The organism is Mesorhizobium sp. L-8-3, assembly GCF_016756615.1.
Classification (GTDB): Bacteria; Pseudomonadota; Alphaproteobacteria; order Rhizobiales; family Rhizobiaceae.
In genome coordinates this window covers 5323743-5341383 of record NZ_AP023262.1, presented here as the reverse complement: position 1 = coordinate 5341383, position 17641 = coordinate 5323743, and the positions used below count along the sequence as shown (strand labels likewise).

The window sequence follows — 17641 nt, the reverse complement described above, 5'->3', positions numbered from 1 at the left end:
GGCCGCAGTGTCGCGATCGCGGAGTCTCGGTCATCCCGATCGGGTGCCGACGGTGCTTCGGCATTGCATTGGACGCAAGCTTCCCGGGGTGATCCAGCCCCCGGAGGTCGACGACGGAAGAGCTCGCAATGGCGACCTATTCGGCTCGGGTGAAGAAGGACATAGCGCGCTGGGTCGAGCAGGGCCTGATCGGTGTTGCGACCGCGGATGCGCTCTCCCGCGACGTGGAGGCGAACGAACGGCGCTCCCTCAGCTTCGGATCGATCCTGGCGATCCTTGCGGCCATCCTGTTCGGAGCGGCGATCCTGCTGGTCGTGGCCGCGAACTGGGAAGGGATCCCGCGGCTGGTGCGTGTCGGGCTGCTGTTCGCGCTGATCCTGGCGGGTTATGTCGGCGGCGCGTTTCTGAAGCTGCGGCAGCACGAGGCGTTCGGCGAGGCGCTCTGGCTCGTCGGCGCCGCGGCCTTCGGCGGCTCGATTGCGCTCATCGGCCAGATGTACCACCTCGCTGGCGACGAAGCGCAGGCCGTGCTCACCTGGTGCCTGGGCACAGGATTGGCTGCTGCGGCGCTTCGATCGGGGCCACTGACCGTCGCTGCCGCGGGGCTCGCAGCCGCCTGGCTGTTCCTGACCGGTTTCGAGATCTGGCGCGACAGCCCCATTCCGCACCTGTTCCTGGCCATTGCCGCCGCGCTCTGGCTGATCTCCTATTGGACCCGGAGCAGGGCGGCGCGGCATCTGATCCTGTTGTCGCTTATCGGCTATGTGGCGCTGCTCGCCGTCCGGCAGGATATGGTGCCGGTAACGGCTGCCCTGGCTGCCGTCTCGGCCGTGCTTTTCGCGCTGGCCGTGTGGCTGCCCGTTTCGACCGAAAGCGTGGCCCGCATCGACGGCCGCCTGCCGGTGCATGGCCTGATCGGCTTCCTCGTCGGCATGGCTATGCTGCAGGCCGAGATCGCCGATGATCTTGGGCCGTTGGTCCTGGCGGCTGCCGTGACCTTCGCGGGTGCGGTCGCCGCGCTGGTGCTCGGGGGCCGGGAGAGCCGGGGCCTGCGCTGGATCGCCTATCTCGGCTTTGCCCTGGAACTCTGCTTCGTCTACGCAGCCATGCTCGGCACGATGCTGGGCACTGCGGGCTTCCTCCTGGCTGCAGGCGTCATCCTGGCGCTGCTCGCCCTCGTCATTATCCGCGTCGAAAGACGCATGAACGCCGCCCCGCAGGGAGTTGCCGTGTGATGACGGCGAAGAGACTGCTCATTTCGGCGATCGTTCTGTCGCTCCTGCAGATCGGCTTCCTGGGCTGGATCATCACCAGCCGCGCCGGCCTGCTGCGGGCCGGGACGGAAGTGCTTCTCAGGATCCAGCCGGTCGACCCGCGCGATCTCTTGCGCGGCGACTACGTCTCCCTGCGCTACGACATCGACCGCATCCCGGCGGCGATCATAACCAACATTCCGCCCGGTGCCTCCACGACCGAAGCCGGGCCGCTCTTCGTGCGGCTGAAGAAGGGGACGGACGGTTTCTGGGAGGCGGCCTCGGCCAGTTTCGGTGCGCCGCCCGCGACGCCGCCCGGGCCGGGCGATGCCGATATCAGGGGCGATGTTGCGGCCGGCTGGTCCCTGGATCAGGCCGCGTTCGTCGATCCCGACTACGGCATCGACCGGTTCTATCTTCCCGAAGGCGAGGGGCGGGCGATCGAGAACGACATGCGTGAGCGGCCCTTCGCGATGCGCGTGGCGATCGGCCGGGATGGCACGGCCCAGATCAAGGCCCTGATGGACGGCGACAAGACGCTTTTCGAGGAGCCGTTGTACTGAAGACGACGAAGCATCAATCGGAGTAGGTCATGCTTCGATTTTGCTCGTCGGCGGCGGAAAACGTTGGGGAGATCGGGAAGCTGAAAGCCGTAGGCGCTTTCCGCTTCCTTGTGGACCAGTGCGAAGAAGTGGCGCATGGCCGCCTTCCTTGACGGGTACGCTCGGCCAGGCCCTGCAGCCAGCCTGCTTTGCGATCACTCGAGCGGCTCCTTCCGGAAGGTCCCAGGCGAGCGACACGCGGATATCGTCTTAAATATGCAGGAGCGAGCCAAAGCTATGCCGATCTCGGACGAGAGTTTCGTTGATGCGACGATGCAAAATCCCGCGAACGTCGTGATCATGTAGCGTTTGCGATGTCTCGGGTTGCCGCAATGCTTCCTGACGGCGGGTTGTCTTTTCCAGACTGTTTGGAACCTGCGATCCAGCCGCCCGGCACAGGCCGACATCAAGGACTACGACATCTTCTACTTCGACAACAGCGATCTGTCGTGGGACGCCGAGGATGAAGTGATTCAGCAGGCCAAAGCGCTTCTCAGCGATCTCCAAGTCTCGATTGAAGTCAAGAACCAAGCTCGGGTCCATCTGTGGTACGAAAAGCGGTTTGGTGGCAGCTATCCGCAGTTGCGGTCCTCGAAGGATGGCATCGATCATTTCCTCATTTCCGGTACCTGCGTGGGAATCGATGTCAGTACAGGCGAACTCTACGCGCCGAACGGAGTGCAGGCGGCGTGGAACGGTGTCTTGGAAATCAATCCCAAGAACGCGCGGCCTGACCTCTTCCGCAAAAAGGCAGAAGACTTCCTAAGGCGACGGCCTTGGCTGACAATTGACTCGCTATCGTCGCCTGGTCGTCCGCGGGCAGTGTCGTGAGCGAACTTCCGCTCAGGTCGCACTTTGTCGTCTACAGGGAGACTATCCAGGGGCGAACCCGGAGGGTTCGCAAGGGCGACCGCCCGTCGGCCGGCCAGGCCGCCCCATCGGAGCCGTGAGCGAAGCGAACTGGCGTGAGATCAAGAAATGGTGCGCCTTTGGCAGAGGGGTCGAACCCGAAGGGTTCGCAAGGGCGACCGCCCGTCGGCCGGCCAGGCCGCCCCATCGGAGCCGTGAGCGAAGCGAACTGGCGTGAGATCAAGAAAATGGTGCGGATGAAGGGACTCGAACCCCCACGCCTTTCGGCACCGGAACCTAAATCCGGGGCGTCTACCAATTCCGCCACATCCGCAACGCGACCGCCAAATCCCACGCGGTCATCATTCTGTCAATCTCCGGGCCGAAAGCGATGTCGCGGCAGGCGTGAAGATAGTTGAAAATCCGGCCCGTGTGTGACAAAAGGCGTGGCAAATGTGACGGGACCGGCGTTCCGCTCGACCAGAATCTGGTAAGTAAAAGGAAAAACAGGCACTTACCGTCTTCCGGCGACGAGTTTCATGAAGAAGGCGTAATCCGCTGCGGCAGCGGGAGGCGCTTCCGAAATCCCTCACACAACGGCACTCCCGGCACGAAAATCCGGCAGGCTCACCACAGGCGAGGCCCCTTCCAGGGTATTCGTGAACACAAAGGTTGAATGATGCAGGTAACCGAAACGCTCAATTCCGGTCTGAAGCGCGAAATCAAAGTCGTTGTACCGGCCAGCGACATGGAAGCCAAGCTGATGAAGCGGCTTTCCGACGCCAAGGACAAGGTCCGCATCAACGGTTTCCGTCCTGGCAAGGTGCCCGTCCAGCATCTGCGCAAGATGTACGGCAAGTCCTTCATGGCCGAGGTCGTGAACGAGATCCTCAGCAATTCTGCCCGCGACATCCTCTCTGACCGCGGCGAGAAGGCGGCCATGCAGCCCGAGGTCAAGATGACCGAGGACGAGAAGGAAGCTGAGAAGATCCTGGCTGGCAACGCCGATTTCGAGTTCGAGCTGGCCTATGAGGTCATCCCGGCAATCGAGATCAAGGACTATAGCGGCATCAAAGTCACCCGCCAGGTCTACGACGTGCCCTCGGAAGAAATCGAGGAGCAGGTGAAGAAGATCGCCGAATCGGCGCGCTCCTATGAGCCCAAGGAAGGCAAGGCCGCCGAGGGCGACAGGCTGACGATCGATTTCCTCGGCAAGCTCGACGGTGTCGCCTTCGACGGCGGCGCCGGTTCCGACCAGTTCCTGGTTCTGGGCTCCAAGCAGTTCATCCCAGGCTTCGAGGAGCAGCTTGTCGGCGTGAAGGCCGGCGACGAGAAGACCGTCACGGTCACTTTCCCGGAGGACTACACGGCGGCGCATCTCGCCGGCAAGGAAGCCACCTTCGACGTCACCGTCAAGGAAGTGGCCAAGCCGGGCGAACTGGAGGTCAATGACGAGACCGCCCAGAATCTCGGCCTGGAGTCGATCGACCGCCTGCGCGAGATCGTGAAGGGTCAGATCGAGAGCCAGTTCGGTACGCTGACCCGCCAGAAGGTGAAGCGCGAACTGCTTGACCAACTCGATGAGAGCTACAAGTTCGAGGCTCCGTCCAAGCTTGTCGAGGCCGAGTTCAACAACATCTGGAACCAGGTGACCAGCGACCTCAAGGGTGCCGGCCGCAGCTTCGAGGACGAGGAGACGACTGAAGACGAGGCGCGCGACGAGTATCGCCGCCTTGCCGAACGTCGTGTCCGCCTTGGCCTGGTCCTCGCTGAGATCGGCGAGAAGGCGGGTGTCCAGATCACCGACGAGGAGATGCAGCGCGCGCTGTTCGAATTCGTGCGCCGCTATCCGGCCGACCAGCAGCAGGGCATCTTCGAGTTCTATCGCAGCAACCCCGCGGCGCTCACCAATCTGCGCGCCCCTCTGTTCGAAGAGAAGGTGGTCGATCACCTGCTCACGCAGATCTCGGTCACGGATCAGAAGGTGAGCAAGGAAGAACTGCTGGCCGACGACGAGGACGAGACCGAGACCAAGAAGAAGCCGGCCAAGAAGGCCGCCTCCAAGAAGGCGGACAAGGCCGAGAAGGCCGAAGGCGCCGAGGCAACGGAAGCGGCAGAGCCGAAGAAGAAGGCGGCCCCGAAGAAGAAGGCCGCCGCGAAGGATGACGCGGCCGAGTAAGGCGGGCCAGCGACAACGCAACGGAGAAGGCCGTCCGCGAGGGCGGCCTTTTTCGATGATTCAGGCCATGGCTTTTGCGGTCACAAGCGAAGTTGCCGCAGCCGCGAGTTGCTGCGTTTCCGTGGCCGTCCCGCGGAACGCGGCTCTTGCGCTCACTTCTCAATCGTCCGGGATCAGTGCCGGATTGAAGACGACTTCCCAAAGATGATCGTCCGGGTCCTGGAAATAGCCGGCGTAACCGCCCCAGAACGTCTTCTGCGCCGGCTTGACCAGACGCGCTCCGGCATCGATCGCCTGGCGCATCACGGCGTCGACGTCCTGCTCGCTGGCCACGTTGTGACCGAGGGTGAACTCCGTCGCGCTGCGCGCGGTCGCCGCGATACCGGCGTCGCGGGCGATGTCCTCGCGACCAAAGAGCGCGAGCCTCAGCCCATGCTGGAGGTCGAAGAACGCGACCGCGCCATGCTCGAATTCGGTACCGATAATGCCTTCCGTGGCAAGGCCGAGGCCGTCGCGGTAGAACCGGACGGATGTCTCGAGATCGTCGACCCCTATGGTGATGACGGTGATCCTTGGTCTCATGATCGTTTCCTTCTCGGCTGTTCGTCGCGATGGAAAGGGGCATGTGCCCCTGCCGCGCTCTGACCCATCTTGCAACTTTCGGCCGTGGTTCCTTGAACAAATCGGCCACGGCACGCGTTTTCGAATGGGCTCGTCTCGGCCCCCCGCGGTATCCTGTGTGTGGCTTGCCAGAGCACCGAGCCCGCAGCGGCAACGGCCTCGGGAAAATTCCGATGTTTGAGCATACGGGAAAGGGACAAGACGCCGGGCCGCTCGCACAGGTCACGGGTGAATACCTTGAGCGTCCGGCCCCGCGGTCGCTGCGCGACAGCTTTGCCTGTGTCTGGACCCACCGGATGCCGCTGGCGCCGGTGCGGCAGGTGGTCATCGTTCCCGATGCCACGATCGACCTGCAATGGCTCGACGGGAAATTCCGGATCGCGGGCCCCGACAGTTTTGTCCAGCAGGAGATCGTGGCGGCCGGCGCGACGGTCGTCGGCTTCCGGTTCCGGCCTGCCGTGGCCACGGCGTGGCTCGGGGCTTCCGCGGAAGAATTTCGCGACCGGCGGGTGGCGCTGGAGGACATCTGGGGAATGAAGGCTCGGAATATGGCGGCTGCCGTTCGCGATCACCTGGAGGCTGAAGGGATTGTCGGCGCGATTGAAGCTGTCCTTGCCCGGTTCGGACCGGAGTGCGCTGCCGCCGATGCTGCGATGCGCGCGGCCTACACACTGGTCGCCGAAGGGCCTCCATCCGGCATCCCGCTCGTTCCCTGGCTCGGCCGCGCCCTCGGCATGAGTGAAAGAACGCTGCGCCGCCGGTTCGACGAGAGTTTCGGCTACGGCCCGAAGACGCTCGATCGCATTCTGCGCCATCAGCGCTTTCTGCGCCTGGCAGGCACCGAGGGCGTATCGACGGCAATGCTGGCCGCGGAGGCCGGCTATTCGGACCAGGCGCATCTGGTGCGCGAGAGCCGGCGCCTCACCGGCAGCACCCCGCTGGAACTCCGGCGCGCCTTGCGCGCCGACGCCTGTCACCGTCCATCCGCAATCAATTCTTGCTGACCGAACGATCTTTCGATTGACTTCGCCTCCCGGACTGCTGAATTTCTGACGCAGAGTTTCACTGTCGGCAGGGTTGCGTCCGCCCGGTTCACGATCGCGGCGTTCTTTTGATCTGGCCGCCGACGGCATGGCCACCAGGGAACGAACGGCCCCGCCAGGCCGCTCGTCCTCAGAGTGAACCGCCAAATCACTCAATCCCCGACATTGAACATTTCGGCAGCGTCGGGCAATACGGTGTCCGAGTGCAAGAGCATTCGCACGGCGTCCTGCAGGATGAGAGGAGGAGACATCTGTGAGGCGAGCTCGATGACCCGCGCCTGCAGTTTCTGCACCATTTCGGGGTTCTGATCGGCAAGGTTCGTGGTCTCGGACATATCCTTCGAAAGATCGAAGAGTTCGACTTTCGGCGGCAACGTCGTCTTCCACACAAGCTTCCAATCGCCCTGGCGCACGGCGGCCGTCATCGGTTCGATGTTGTAGACGATCTCGGTGCGTGGCGATGGCTTTCCTTCGCCAAGCATCGGCCACATGTCCATCCCGTCCAGCGGCTTGTTCTTGCCGAGCTCAGCGCCGGCCAGACCCGCCACGGTCGGGTACATGTCAACGACATGCATCATTCCGCCGGCAGTGCCAGGCTCGATCTTTCCCGGCCAGTTGACCAGGCCAACGACGCGCGTACCTCCTTCATAGGTCGTCCCCTTTCCCTCCCGGTAAGGACCGTTGTCGGCCGGAAGCTTGCCCTCGACATCGCTTTCCCCCGCAAAGAAAGCATTGACCACGCCGCCGTTGTCGCTGTGAAAGACAATGAGCGTATTCTCGCGCATGCCGCGCATTTCGAGAGCTTCGACGACTCTGCCGATGCCATCGTCCATCACCGAGATCATCGCTGCATAGTTTCGCCGGCTCTCGTCGGCAATGTGGCTGTTGCGTTCAAGATATTCCTTCGGCGCCTGGAAAGGCGTATGCGGCGACGTGAAGGCCAGATACAGGAACAAAGGCTTCGACTGATCGTGCTCGTTGATCACTCGCACGGCTTCGCTGGCGAAGAGGACGTTGTCGAATCCTTCCTCCTCCATGGCGTCGTTGTTCCGGTACCAATCCGCATTACCGTTTGCCGACTTATGCGTGAAGTGATCGATCTCGCCAAGCAGTGCGCCATAGAATGAATCGAATCCGCGCTGGCGTGGCCAGAACGCCGCCTTGGCGTGACCGAGGTGCCACTTGCCGCTCGCGGCGGTGACATAGCCTACCTCCTTCAGCATTTCCGGCAAGAGGTAGTCGTCGAGCGCCAGGCCGTAGGTACCCCCTTGGGGAATGACGGCGGTCTGCATGCCGTAGCGGAACGGGTAGCGGCCCGTCATCAACGCCGCCCGGGTGGGCGTGCACATGGGCTGGGCGTAGTATTGCTCAAGCCGGGCGCCTTTCTCCGCCAGTTCGTCGATGTTTGGCGTCTTTATGTCAGAGCCGTGAAATCCGACATCCTTCCAGCCCAAATCGTCGGCCAGGATAAAAACAATGTTCGGCTTGGCCGACTGTGCCAACGCAGCCGTTCCGGAAGCAAGCGCGGCGACCATTCCGCGCACGCCAACCCTGCCAGCGATCTGCGCCGCCAGCGAACCGCCAGTGGTGAGCACTGCCCGGCGCGTAAACCCTTTTGGACCGATATGACCGGCCTTGTCATCAGCGTTCTTGTCCATTGGTTCTGTCTCCGTTGCTCAGCGGTTTATCCGGCATTTCGCGCAAGAACAGTTCGTTGATGATCATTACCCGTCAACCTATGGCTGTACCGATACCCAATGTGGAAATTCCGGGCTGGCGAGCATCAAAAATGCCACTCTGCTACCCGGCATATGCGCCCCTGCCTCCGCAGGCGGGCATGTTGCGAGCGGCGTCTGAAAATGATGGTGAGGGCCGGTAATCTTTCCTCATATACTTGTTCTACATCGCCTCCCAGCGGAACCAACCAGGGATCAGCCTCTTGGCATTGTCTATCCGATTTGCGCAAAAGGCGAGTACGTGAGCTCTCAGGTTTCTGGATTTTCGGATAGATCGGCAAAGCTGTCGCCGCGCAACTTTCAGATGTAGCGCTACGCGTACCACTCGGCGGGACACGACCAAACCAATGCTATGTCCTTTTTGAGTCCATGCACCGTGCCTTGCGAAAATCGATCACGCTCTGGCCGATCCGGCAGCCTGCTGCCTCGTCCTGCAAAATTCCTGTTTTCTACAGGACCGGCGCCCACCGGATCGCCAACTATGCATCCCGAAAGCGTGCGGTGGTTTCGGGAAATCTCGTGAAAGAGCCATGCGTGTATCAGGGCCTGCAGCGTGTCACGTCAATTCACGCGACACGCTCCGGGATCATCGCTGACGAAGCGCCAGGGCCTGAAGAACGGTTGGCCGCTAGCAATAGACGATGCGGCTCGGAATCGAGGCTGCCGTGACCCACTCCCGAGCGCGCGCGGAATCTTCGGTGACGAGTACGTCGACGAGGGCGAGATCGCCGAATTTGTGCGCGGCGGCGGACCCGAACTTGTCCGGGGTGGCGACAGCAGCCACTTCGGCGGCACTTTTCATCATCGCCTGCTTGATCGTGGCTTCGTCGTACCCCGACGTCGTCAGGCCGAACTCGGCGTGGAGCCCATGGACGCCGATGAAGCACAGATCCGCGTTGACGTCGCGCAGCGCATCGAGGACACGGGCGCCGAGCGTCATCTGGCTGCGCTTGTCGAAAACGCCGCCGAGCAGGATGACCTCGAGCATCGGATGCTCCGATGTCGCGGTTGCGATCGGCGGGCTGTTGGTCACGATCGTCGCCGGCAGGTCGCGGGGGAGGTGACGCGCCACCTCCAGGTTCGACGTGCCGCCGTCCATTACGACGACTTGGTTCGGCAGCACGAGGCGCGCCCCGGCTTTCGCCAGCCGCGCCTTGAGGTCTGATGCGATTCTGTAGCGGCCGGAAAAAGGCAGCGCAGCCGGGGAGATCGGCAATGCCGCGCCGTGCACGCGCTTGATCAAGCCGTCGGCCGCCATTTCGCGGAAGTCGCGCCGCGCCGTGTCCTCCGACACGCCGAAGCGCTCGGAAAGTTCTGTCGTGCTCAGCCGGCCTCTTTCGCTCAGGGTCGCGAGCACGAATTCCCGTCTCTCGTCAGGTGTCGCTTCGTTCGTCATTTGTGCACGTTCTTGCGTATTTCGGTAAAAGGATGCAGAATGAAACCCGAATTATCGTGCATGGTCAAGGCGCATGGACAAGAAGCTACTCATCCGGGGCAAAGTGATCCTTCCGGAGGGCATCGTGGACGATGCCGTTGTCCGCTGCGAGAACGGCCGCATCGTCGCGGTCGAGCTGTTCGCCCCGCGGCATGTGTCGGAAGACCTCGTCGACTGCAGCGGGAGCTATGTTTCTCCCGGATTCGTCGACATCCATGTCCATGGCGCGGCAGGTGCCGACTACATGGACGGCACGGCAGGGGCGGTGCGCATGGCCAATCGCGCCCATGCCAGGCACGGCACGACGTCCTTGTTTCCGACAACCACCACCGGTTCCTTCGGGCAGCTCGACGCGATGGTGCGTTCCTGCGAGGAGGTGCGCGACGGCTGGAGCGTTTCGGACGGGGCGCGGATCGCGGGCATCCATTTCTACGGACCCTATTTCGCCGAGGACAAGGTTGGCGTGCATGCCCGCGAGGGCAGGCGGAATCCGGTCCGGGAAGAATACGAGTACTTCCTGCGCAAGGAGATAATTAGGATCGCGACCTGCGCATCCGAGCTTCCCGGCGCGCTCGACTTCTTCGACCATGCCAGGGAGCAGGGCTGCTTCATCACCTGCGGCCATTCCAATGCCCGCTGGAGCGAACTGGAGGCCGCCTTCGCCCATGGCATGCGCCATGTCGATCATTTCTGGTGCGCCATGAGCTCGGTCTCGTCTTTGCGCGGCCGCTTCGGCTTTCCCATGCAAGCCGGCATGGAGCAGTATGTGCTTGCCAACAAGGGCATGAGCACCGAAGTCATCGCCGACGGCGTCCACCTCTCCGACGACCTCTTGCGTTTCGCCTATGAGGTGATCGGCTTCGAGCGGACTTGCCTCGTCACCGATTCCAACCGCGCCATGGACGCCCCGCCCGGCAAGTACCGTTTCGGTCCATCAGAGGATGGGACCTGGGTGTTCAGCGACGGCAATGCGGTCAGGGGAGCCGACGGCAGCCTCGCCAGCTCGATGCGCGGCATGGACTGGATGGTGAGGACGATGGCCGGGGCGCTCGGCCGCGACCTCCACAATGTCGTCAGGATGGCGAGCCTCACGCCGGCAACGCTCGCGGGAATAGCGGACGAGGTCGGCAGTATCGCGCCGGGCAAGCTGGCCGACATCGTCGTGCTCGGCCCGGAATTGGACGTCAGACGGGTCTATATCGGCGCGGAAGCCGCATATGCGGCGTGAGGACCGGCGACTGGTCGCCGCTCAGACCAGTTGCAGGCCCTTCATGCTGATATGGCCGCTCTTGCCGATGATGATGTGGTCATGCACGGCGATGCCCAGCGGCTTCGCCGAGTCGATGATGGTCTTGGTCATTTCGATGTCGGCACGCGATGGCGTCGGGTCGCCCGAGGGATGGTTGTGCACCAGAAGCACGGCTGTCGCCGAGAGTTCGAGCGCGCGCCGCACCACCTCGCGCGGATAGACCGGCGTGTGGTCGACCGTGCCGGTCTGCTGCACCTCGTCGGCGATCAGCGCGTTCTTCTTGTCGAGGAAGAGCACCCGGAACTGCTCCCGCGTCTCGAAGGCCATGGTCGTTCGGCAATAGGCGATGACCTGGCTCCAGGACGACAGGATCTGCCGCCCCTTGATCTCGCCATGGGTCATGCGTCGAGCCGCTGCTGCGACCAGCTTGAGGTCGAGCGCGGCCGACGGTCCCACGCCATCGATCTCTCTCAGAAGGTGGATGGGCGCGCCGAGCACCTCGGCCACGGAGCCGAAGCGCGCGAGCAGGGATTTGGCTATGGGCTTCGTGTCGGCGCGTGGGATCGAACGGAACAGCAACAGCTCGAGCAGTTCATAGTCGGCCAGCGTCTCCGCCCCGCCGGACGCAAACCGCTCCCGCAGACGATCGCGGTGGCCGTGGTAGTGTGGCTTGTCGGCGGCCTTGTCCCTGGCCGGTAACGGCCCGACCGGAAAACGGCCTTCGCCCTCTCGCTCGTCTGTCATCGAATGCCGCCCGCTGTCACCGCCCATCTGGCCGGGCAGAAAGTATATGCAGGTTTCGCCATCGCGCGCCACGCGATTTGCGGGAAAACGCAGGCCTCCCCGCAGCCGGCCCGTCGGGCCGAGGGCGTCTGGTTGCTCTACGCAGGCAGACCGGGACGATCGAGCCCCGCCGGCGACAGCGTGAAGATCTCGCATCCCGTCTCGGTGACGCCGACCGTATGCTCGTACTGCGCGGAGAGCGAACGGTCGCGCGTGACCGCCGTCCAGCCGTCGGACAGCACCTTCACATGAGGGCGGCCGAGATTGATCATCGGTTCGATCGTGAAGATCATGCCCGGCCGCATCTCGACGCCTTCGCTCGGGGTGCCGTAGTGCAGGATGTTGGGCGCGTCGTGGAACAGCCGGCCGACGCCGTGGCCGCAGAAGTCGCGCACCACCGAACACCGTTCGTTTTCCGCATAGGTCTGGATCGCCGCACCGATTGCACCGGTCCGGGCGCCCGGCCGCACGGCCGCGACGCCGCGCATCAGGCATTCATGCGTGACTTCGAGCAGGCGTTCGGCCGCGCGCTTGATGGTGCCGACCGGATACATCCTGCTGGAATCGCCATGCCATCCGTCGAGGATGTAGGTCACGTCGATATTGACGATGTCGCCCTCGCGCAACGGCTTGGCATCGGGGATTCCATGGCACACGACATGATTGATCGAGGTGCACGAGGACTTGGTGTAGCCGCGATAGTTGAGCGTCGCCGGAAGCGCGCCGTGGTCCATGCCGAACTCGAACACGAACCGGTCGATCGCCTCGGTGGGAACGCCGGGTTTCACCATTCCGGCAAGTTCGTCCAGGCAGCGCGCCGTCAGGTTGCAGGCTGCTCGCATGCCGGCGAAGGCCTCTTCGCCATAGAGCCTGATCTGGCCGGTGTTACGAAGTGGAGCCGTGTCGGCATCGAGATAGGTGACCATGGGTGATTCCGCGCTTGACCGACGCGACCGTTTGCCGCCGCCGCCCCCCATGTGACACTCAATCGTCCAAGGTTCAAGGGCGGCGCAGCCGAACGAAGGCGGAAGGATAGGCCCGCCGGCCTATGCCGCTCGGGAGGCGTCGTCGGCCGCGTGGGGTTCGGCCTCCGCGAAGGTTTCGAGCGCCGCGGGGCGGCCGAGATAGTAGCCTTGGCCGATGGTGCAGGCCTCCGCGGCCAGGAAGCGCAGTTCGCTCGCGGTCTCCACACCCTCGGCCAGTACCGGCAGCCCGAGCCCCTTGCCGAGGCCGAGCACGGCACGCACGATCGTTGCTGCCTGCTCGTTGGTATCGACCGAGCGGATGAAGGAGCCGTCGATCTTGATCTTGTCGAAGGGGAAGGCGCGCAAGTTGGAAAGCGACGAATAGCCCGTGCCGAAATCATCCATCGCCACCTTGACGCCCAATTCCTTGAGCTGACGCAGCGAGGCGAGTGCCCGGCTCATGTCGCGTACGAGAGCCGTCTCGGTGATCTCGATCTCCAGCCTGTGCGCCGCGAGCCCGGTCTTTGCGAGGATGGTTTCGACGCTGCGCGCGAAATCCGGCTGATGAAGCTGGACTGCCGACACGTTGACTGCGATCGTCAAGGGCTTTTCCCACGATGCGGCCGCGCGGCAGGCCGTCTCCATGACCCAGTGACCGATCTGGATGATGATGCCGTTCTCCTCGGCGATCGGCACGAAGAGCGCCGGCGAGACGTTGCCGCGTTCGGGATGCGTCCAACGCAGCAGCGCCTCGAAGCCGACCACCTCGCCGCTGTCGAGCAGCTTCTGCGGCTGATAGACGAGATGGAACTCGCCGCGCGTCATCGCGTGCCGGAGCTCATGCTCCATCAGCCTGCGATCGCGTGCTTCGACACCCATCTTCGGCTCGTAGAAACGATAGGTGTTGCGGCCCTCGGCCTTGGCCCGGTAGAGCGCGGTGTCGGCGTGGCTGAGCAGCACCTCGGGCTCGGAAGCATCCGTGGGATAGATCGCGATGCCGATGCTGGTCGAGGCCAGCCCGTCGCTCTGGGCGGTCTGGCTGTCTTCCCTCAATGCCTTCAGGATCGCTTCGGCAACGACGCTCGCGGAGGCCGGGGCTGCGAGGCCGGGTACGATCACTGCAAACTCGTCGCCGCCCAGGCGCGCCAGCATATGGCCGTCGTCGAGCACCCGCGAGGCGCATCGCGCTACCTTCTGCAGCATGGCGTCGCCTGCCGCGTGCCCGAAAAGGTCGTTGACTTCCTTGAACCGGTCGAGGTCGAGACAGAGCAGGGCCAGGTATTTTCCGCTCTGGCCCGCCATTCGGTCGAGCTCGGCATCGAGCCGCGTCGCGAAGCTGCGGCGGTTGGGCAGGCCCGTCAAGCTGTCATGGTGCGCGAGCCGGTGGATGTCGGCCTCGTTGGCCTTGCGCTGCCTGATGTCACGTACCGCGACCGCGACGTGCGGGCGGCCGGCATACGAGACCGGTCGGGAGATGAGTTCGACCGGCACGGTTCCGCCGTCCGGCAGCGTGAGTTCGGCCTCGAAGACTTCCGAGAGGCCGGCCTCCAGCCTGTCGAGCACGGCGCGATGGGGAAAGAAGGTTGCGAGCGGCCGGCCGGCGATCGCCTTCGCCGAAACGTCTGCCAAAGCGAGGAAGCTGGCATTGGCGGTCGCGACCTCCTGGCCGTCGCAGACGATCAGCCCTTCCACCGCTGCGTCGGCGAGGCCTTGCATGCGGGTGACCTCCAGCCGGGACCGTTGCTGATCTCTCAGGTCGACCCACAGCGCCAGCGCCGTGATGACGAGGATGACGAAGCTCGCGATCGCCACGGCGACGGCCAGCCAGAACGGCGTGGCGGCCGACTGGGATATCTCGACCGATGCGTCGGGCAGGATGGACACGGCCGCCATGGCCGTGAAATGCAGGCTGCAGATGGCGACGGTCAGCAGCAGGGCGCCGCAGACCCGGGCGCGCCAATCGCTGCGGGCGAGGCCGACGCAGACGGCCGCTGCCCCGAAGCCTGCCGCGGCTGCCAGAGCCGCGGCGACCAGGACGGGATCCCAGGCGAGATGCCCCGGAACTTCGAAGGCTGCCATGCCGGTGAAGTGCATGGCCGTGATGCCGCAGCCGATCAACGCACCACCGGCGAGACGGTTGTCGAGCTTCCGCTGTGCCGTCGCAGCCCACATGCCGAAGCCGGTGAGCACGATCGCCACGACCAGCGAGGCACCGGTGAGGAGACCGTCATAGGCGGTGGGCAGGGAAGGAGAGAAGGCGAGCATGGCGATGAAATGCGTCGCCCAGATCCCGAATCCGATGGAGACTGCCGAGACTCCCAGCCAGAAGGCGCGCAGACGGTCTCGTGAGCGAAGCACCTGATGGAGAAGGTTCATGGCGGCCATCGAGGCCAGCGTACAAACGAGCGCGGCCAGGATCACGAGCCTGAGGTCGTGCTCATCGACGATACAATTGTAGACGGTCAGCATGCCGGACCTCCGAAAGGCGAGCGGCACGGCTAGCACCCGGGCGTTGAAGAAGCGGTGAATCGCAAGCGTTAATTCTGGGTTGAGAGAAAGGTACCTGCCGGACGCGCCAGCGCCTGCGAAGGTCCATCCCGGCATGCATGTCCGCTCTGCTTGGTGCACTCATGTCCTGGCCCCCCGGAGTACCGTTGACCGTTTCCGTGGAGGAGTTGTCCCTTCTTGCATTCTTCGGCATGGCGTCAGCCGCCGGATTGGCGCTGTTCACGCTCGGCGCGCGCCTGCTGCCTGCGGTGGAAACCGCTCTCATCGTCTCCCTGGATACGCCGCTCCCTCCGCCCTGGGTATGGTTGTTCTTCGCAGAGACCCCCGGCCCCGTCACGATGGCGGGCGGACTGATCGTCTTCGCGGCCGTGGCGCCGCATCTGGCGCGCAGCGCCCGCCCGGGACACGGATAGCTCCAATTGTTGATGGCGAAGACCGCCGCGTTGGTTGCTTCATGTCGGGACGGATCCGGCTCGCGGAACGGTTCGCGCGGCGGCCGTTTGGGCGATGAAGGAGGGGCAACCATGTCGGCAACACGCGGGCCACGGCTGGTCTTGCTGCGGGAGGCGAGCGCAAATGTGGACGCGCAGACCGTTTCGCTGCTGCTCGAATCTGCAAGCGGCAAGACCTATCGCATGCCTTTCGCCGCGTCCTGCATTCCCATGGTCGTGGCCGGGCTCGCTGCGGAATTCGCAAAACTGAAGGCCGCGCTCCCCCCCGGCGAGGTTCCGATGCTTCAGGACGTTCGCGGCGGCATTACCGTCGGCGTGCGGCCGGACCGCACGGCCGTCCTTATCCTGGCGCTGCAGGGGGTCGAGTTGCCGCTGACGCTCAATCGCAAGGAACTGGTCAACCTGAGAACCGGCATCAACGATGCGTTGATGATGATCGACAGGACGGCCCAGGGGATCAACTGAGCCCCGTAACGCAATCAAACTGGACGCCGCGTGATCGCACAGACCTTCTTGGTGTTGCGCGCTGCATCTGGTGGCCAGAATTTGACGCTTGGTGCCGGCCCGAAATGTCACGAGACGACCCGTCGCGGAATTCCGCCGCTACTCAATCGCCTCGCGGATTTTCGGCATCATGTCCGGCGTGACAGTCGCGGGACGTGCAGGAATTGGCTGCTTGGCGCGCTCTCCGTTCTTCTCGATGTCGTTGATGAGAAGCCTCATTTCCTCGATCTCCCGCACCTGGGATGCGATGATCCCGTCAGCAAGCTGGCGCACGCGCGGGTCGCTGATTTCGGCTCTCCGGGCATTGTTGATGGCGATGGAGTGATGCGGAATCATCGACTGCATGAAGATCGTGTCATCCACGAGGCTTTGGCTGCGGTTGACGTAGAGCAGGGTGACGGCAGCAACGGTCGCGCCTGCGAAGATGGCGAGCTTGATGCCCATTCCATTGTACATCGACCACATGAAGCCCAGCATGACGACAGCCATCACACAGCCCATGAGCAGCGATGCAATAAGCCGGTTCAGGCTGAACGTGGCGTGATCGTAGCTGTAGACGAGTTGATACATCAGTAGGAACATAATCAGGGTAGAGGTCGCGATCATCGCTGCGAACCGACCCCAGCCCATGCTCATCATGTGCTGTTGGTGACCCATTTTCATTCCTTTCTTCGATGTCGGCATCGAAGCAGGAACGTAGGCGACCGGGATTTGGTTCGACGGAGGGGCGGCAGCCCACTGGTGACGGCTATCCGCCGGGGTGGTCGAGAACCGTTTCGAGTTTTTCGGTTCGCATGTTCGGGGGGGCGTTTGCGCGTCCCCCTTTTCTTAAATCAACGTGCGCTTCCCACGGCTGCGGCCGTCGTTGCGTCGGGTACCACGCGTCAGGTTTTTGCCCACCGGCGACTGGCTTTGGAGAATATACATTTCCATTTCGTATGGAAAAAGCGGGGAGGGCGTAGGCCGGATCAATCTAAGAGATCGATTTCAAGAATTCATGATCTTCATCAACTGCGGCCGGCTTGACAATTTGTTCTGTTCGGCAATCATGGCCGCTGCTCAGATGTACGTGGGCCTTGGGGGAGAGGCAGTTCATCCGGCCTGAGCTCTCGACGCGGACGGTAGCCGTTTCCGCGGGGGGCTCTGTCTGTCCAGCGTTCCCGCACGCGCTATCGTCAGCGAACTGAACAGTGGCAGCATACGGGGCGATTCAGAAATGCGAGTACATGTAGGCCCGGCGAAACGGCCGGGAAGCGAGCGCACGATCTTCAACGGACCTGTGGGGCGACAGGAAGTTGCGTCGGACGGAGACGAGGTTTGCCTCTCGTTCTGTGCCGACGGTCTATACGATCGCCAGTCGCAATATCGGTATACGATGAGATTCTCGCGAAGCGAATTGCTGGCCATGCTGGGCGCGGCATCGTGAGAAGTGCCGGCACCCAGGTCGGCACAAGCCTGGTGG

General features: G+C 63.4%; 15 protein-coding genes and 1 tRNA gene. 8 read left to right on the top strand and 8 right to left on the bottom strand.

Going from position 1 to position 17641, the window contains the following annotated elements; all coding sequences use genetic code 11:
- Positions 1 to 128: 128 nt before the first annotated feature.
- From JN302_RS24775 to JN302_RS24765, 3 genes are all read left to right on the top strand, one after another.
- Complete coding sequence (locus JN302_RS24775; protein ID WP_202329479.1) at positions 129 to 1235, top strand: DUF2157 domain-containing protein; 1107 nt, start codon at positions 129 to 131, stop codon at positions 1233 to 1235.
- On the top strand, positions 1232 to 1816 hold the full coding sequence (locus tag JN302_RS24770; RefSeq protein ID WP_202306253.1) for a GDYXXLXY domain-containing protein: 585 nt from the start codon (positions 1232 to 1234) through the stop codon (positions 1814 to 1816). Before JN302_RS24775 ends, JN302_RS24770 begins: the two co-directional genes overlap by 4 nt.
- Before the next feature lie 348 nt (positions 1817 to 2164).
- Positions 2165 to 2686, top strand: coding sequence for a nucleotidyltransferase family protein (locus JN302_RS24765; RefSeq protein WP_342215863.1), 522 nt, complete (start codon positions 2165 to 2167; stop codon positions 2684 to 2686).
- Between the two features lie 267 nt (positions 2687 to 2953).
- On the opposite strand, the gene JN302_RS24760 is transcribed toward JN302_RS24765, so the two are convergent.
- A tRNA-Leu gene (locus JN302_RS24760) sits at positions 2954 to 3038 on the bottom strand.
- 345 nt (positions 3039 to 3383) lie between these two features.
- Between JN302_RS24760 and tig the strand changes: the two genes are divergently transcribed.
- Positions 3384 to 4883, top strand: coding sequence for a trigger factor (tig, locus tag JN302_RS24755; protein WP_202334438.1), 1500 nt, complete (start codon positions 3384 to 3386; stop codon positions 4881 to 4883).
- Between the two features lie 159 nt (positions 4884 to 5042).
- Here the strand turns inward: tig and JN302_RS24750 are convergent, their stop codons facing one another.
- Positions 5043 to 5465 (bottom strand): VOC family protein, encoded by a 423-nt coding sequence (locus JN302_RS24750; RefSeq protein WP_202329478.1) that lies wholly within the window; start codon positions 5463 to 5465, stop codon positions 5043 to 5045.
- A 212-nt stretch (positions 5466 to 5677) separates the two neighbouring features.
- Here JN302_RS24750 and JN302_RS24745 point away from each other — a divergent pair, with 212 nt between their 5' ends.
- Positions 5678 to 6508 carry a helix-turn-helix domain-containing protein gene (locus tag JN302_RS24745; RefSeq protein ID WP_202329477.1) on the top strand — a complete coding sequence of 277 codons (831 nt, stop codon included), beginning with the start codon at positions 5678 to 5680 and terminating at the stop codon, positions 6506 to 6508.
- A gap of 191 nt (positions 6509 to 6699) precedes the next feature.
- Here the strand turns inward: JN302_RS24745 and JN302_RS24740 are convergent, their stop codons facing one another.
- Together JN302_RS24740 and JN302_RS24735 are read right to left on the bottom strand one after the other, a co-directional pair.
- Positions 6700 to 8205 (bottom strand): arylsulfatase B, encoded by a 1506-nt coding sequence (locus tag JN302_RS24740; protein ID WP_202329476.1) that lies wholly within the window; start codon positions 8203 to 8205, stop codon positions 6700 to 6702.
- A gap of 706 nt (positions 8206 to 8911) precedes the next feature.
- A complete protein-coding gene (locus JN302_RS24735; protein WP_202329475.1) occupies positions 8912 to 9679 on the bottom strand; it encodes a DeoR/GlpR family DNA-binding transcription regulator in 768 nt (255 codons plus the stop codon).
- 73 nt (positions 9680 to 9752) lie between these two features.
- Between JN302_RS24735 and JN302_RS24730 the strand changes: the two genes are divergently transcribed.
- The gene (locus JN302_RS24730) at positions 9753 to 10946 is read left to right on the top strand and encodes an N-acetylglucosamine-6-phosphate deacetylase (RefSeq protein ID WP_202329474.1); all 1194 of its coding nucleotides are present in this window, start codon (positions 9753 to 9755) and stop codon (positions 10944 to 10946) included.
- Between the two features lie 21 nt (positions 10947 to 10967).
- Here JN302_RS24730 and radC read toward each other — a convergent pair whose 3' ends face one another.
- The 3 genes from radC to JN302_RS24715 form a co-directional block, all read right to left on the bottom strand.
- A complete protein-coding gene (gene radC / locus JN302_RS24725) occupies positions 10968 to 11711 on the bottom strand; it encodes a RadC family protein (protein ID WP_202329473.1) in 744 nt (247 codons plus the stop codon).
- 137 nt (positions 11712 to 11848) lie between these two features.
- Positions 11849 to 12676: a type I methionyl aminopeptidase gene (map, locus tag JN302_RS24720; RefSeq protein WP_202306235.1), complete on the bottom strand. Its 828-nt coding sequence runs from the start codon at positions 12674 to 12676 to the stop codon at positions 11849 to 11851.
- A 120-nt stretch (positions 12677 to 12796) separates the two neighbouring features.
- Positions 12797 to 15184: a bifunctional diguanylate cyclase/phosphodiesterase gene (locus JN302_RS24715; RefSeq protein ID WP_202329472.1), complete on the bottom strand. Its 2388-nt coding sequence runs from the start codon at positions 15182 to 15184 to the stop codon at positions 12797 to 12799.
- A 185-nt stretch (positions 15185 to 15369) separates the two neighbouring features.
- Between JN302_RS24715 and JN302_RS24710 the strand changes: the two genes are divergently transcribed.
- Both JN302_RS24710 and JN302_RS24705 read left to right on the top strand, forming a co-directional pair.
- Positions 15370 to 15636 (top strand): hypothetical protein, encoded by a 267-nt coding sequence (locus JN302_RS24710; RefSeq protein ID WP_202329471.1) that lies wholly within the window; start codon positions 15370 to 15372, stop codon positions 15634 to 15636.
- Between the two features lie 111 nt (positions 15637 to 15747).
- Complete coding sequence (locus tag JN302_RS24705; protein WP_202329470.1) at positions 15748 to 16140, top strand: hypothetical protein; 393 nt, start codon at positions 15748 to 15750, stop codon at positions 16138 to 16140.
- Between the two features lie 138 nt (positions 16141 to 16278).
- Here JN302_RS24705 and JN302_RS24700 read toward each other — a convergent pair whose 3' ends face one another.
- The gene (locus tag JN302_RS24700; protein ID WP_244845884.1) at positions 16279 to 16842 is read right to left on the bottom strand and encodes a DUF305 domain-containing protein; all 564 of its coding nucleotides are present in this window, start codon (positions 16840 to 16842) and stop codon (positions 16279 to 16281) included.
- Positions 16843 to 17641 lie beyond the last annotated feature (799 nt).

Coding starts and splice junctions, on each gene's coding strand:
- JN302_RS24775 (WP_202329479.1), top strand. CDS start 129: ATGGCGACCTATTCGGCTCGGGTGAAGAAGGACATAGCGCGCTGGGTC.
- map (WP_202306235.1), bottom strand. CDS start 12,676: ATGGTCACCTATCTCGATGCCGACACGGCTCCACTTCGTAACACCGGC.
- JN302_RS24735 (WP_202329475.1), bottom strand. CDS start 9,679: ATGACGAACGAAGCGACACCTGACGAGAGACGGGAATTCGTGCTCGCG.
- radC (WP_202329473.1), bottom strand. CDS start 11,711: ATGACAGACGAGCGAGAGGGCGAAGGCCGTTTTCCGGTCGGGCCGTTA.
- JN302_RS24715 (WP_202329472.1), bottom strand. CDS start 15,184: ATGCTGACCGTCTACAATTGTATCGTCGATGAGCACGACCTCAGGCTC.
- JN302_RS24700 (WP_244845884.1), bottom strand. CDS start 16,842: ATGAAAATGGGTCACCAACAGCACATGATGAGCATGGGCTGGGGTCGG.
- JN302_RS24745 (WP_202329477.1), top strand. CDS start 5,678: ATGTTTGAGCATACGGGAAAGGGACAAGACGCCGGGCCGCTCGCACAG.
- JN302_RS24750 (WP_202329478.1), bottom strand. CDS start 5,465: ATGAGACCAAGGATCACCGTCATCACCATAGGGGTCGACGATCTCGAG.
- JN302_RS24740 (WP_202329476.1), bottom strand. CDS start 8,205: ATGGACAAGAACGCTGATGACAAGGCCGGTCATATCGGTCCAAAAGGG.
- JN302_RS24705 (WP_202329470.1), top strand. CDS start 15,748: ATGTCGGCAACACGCGGGCCACGGCTGGTCTTGCTGCGGGAGGCGAGC.
- tig (WP_202334438.1), top strand. CDS start 3,384: ATGCAGGTAACCGAAACGCTCAATTCCGGTCTGAAGCGCGAAATCAAA.
- JN302_RS24730 (WP_202329474.1), top strand. CDS start 9,753: ATGGACAAGAAGCTACTCATCCGGGGCAAAGTGATCCTTCCGGAGGGC.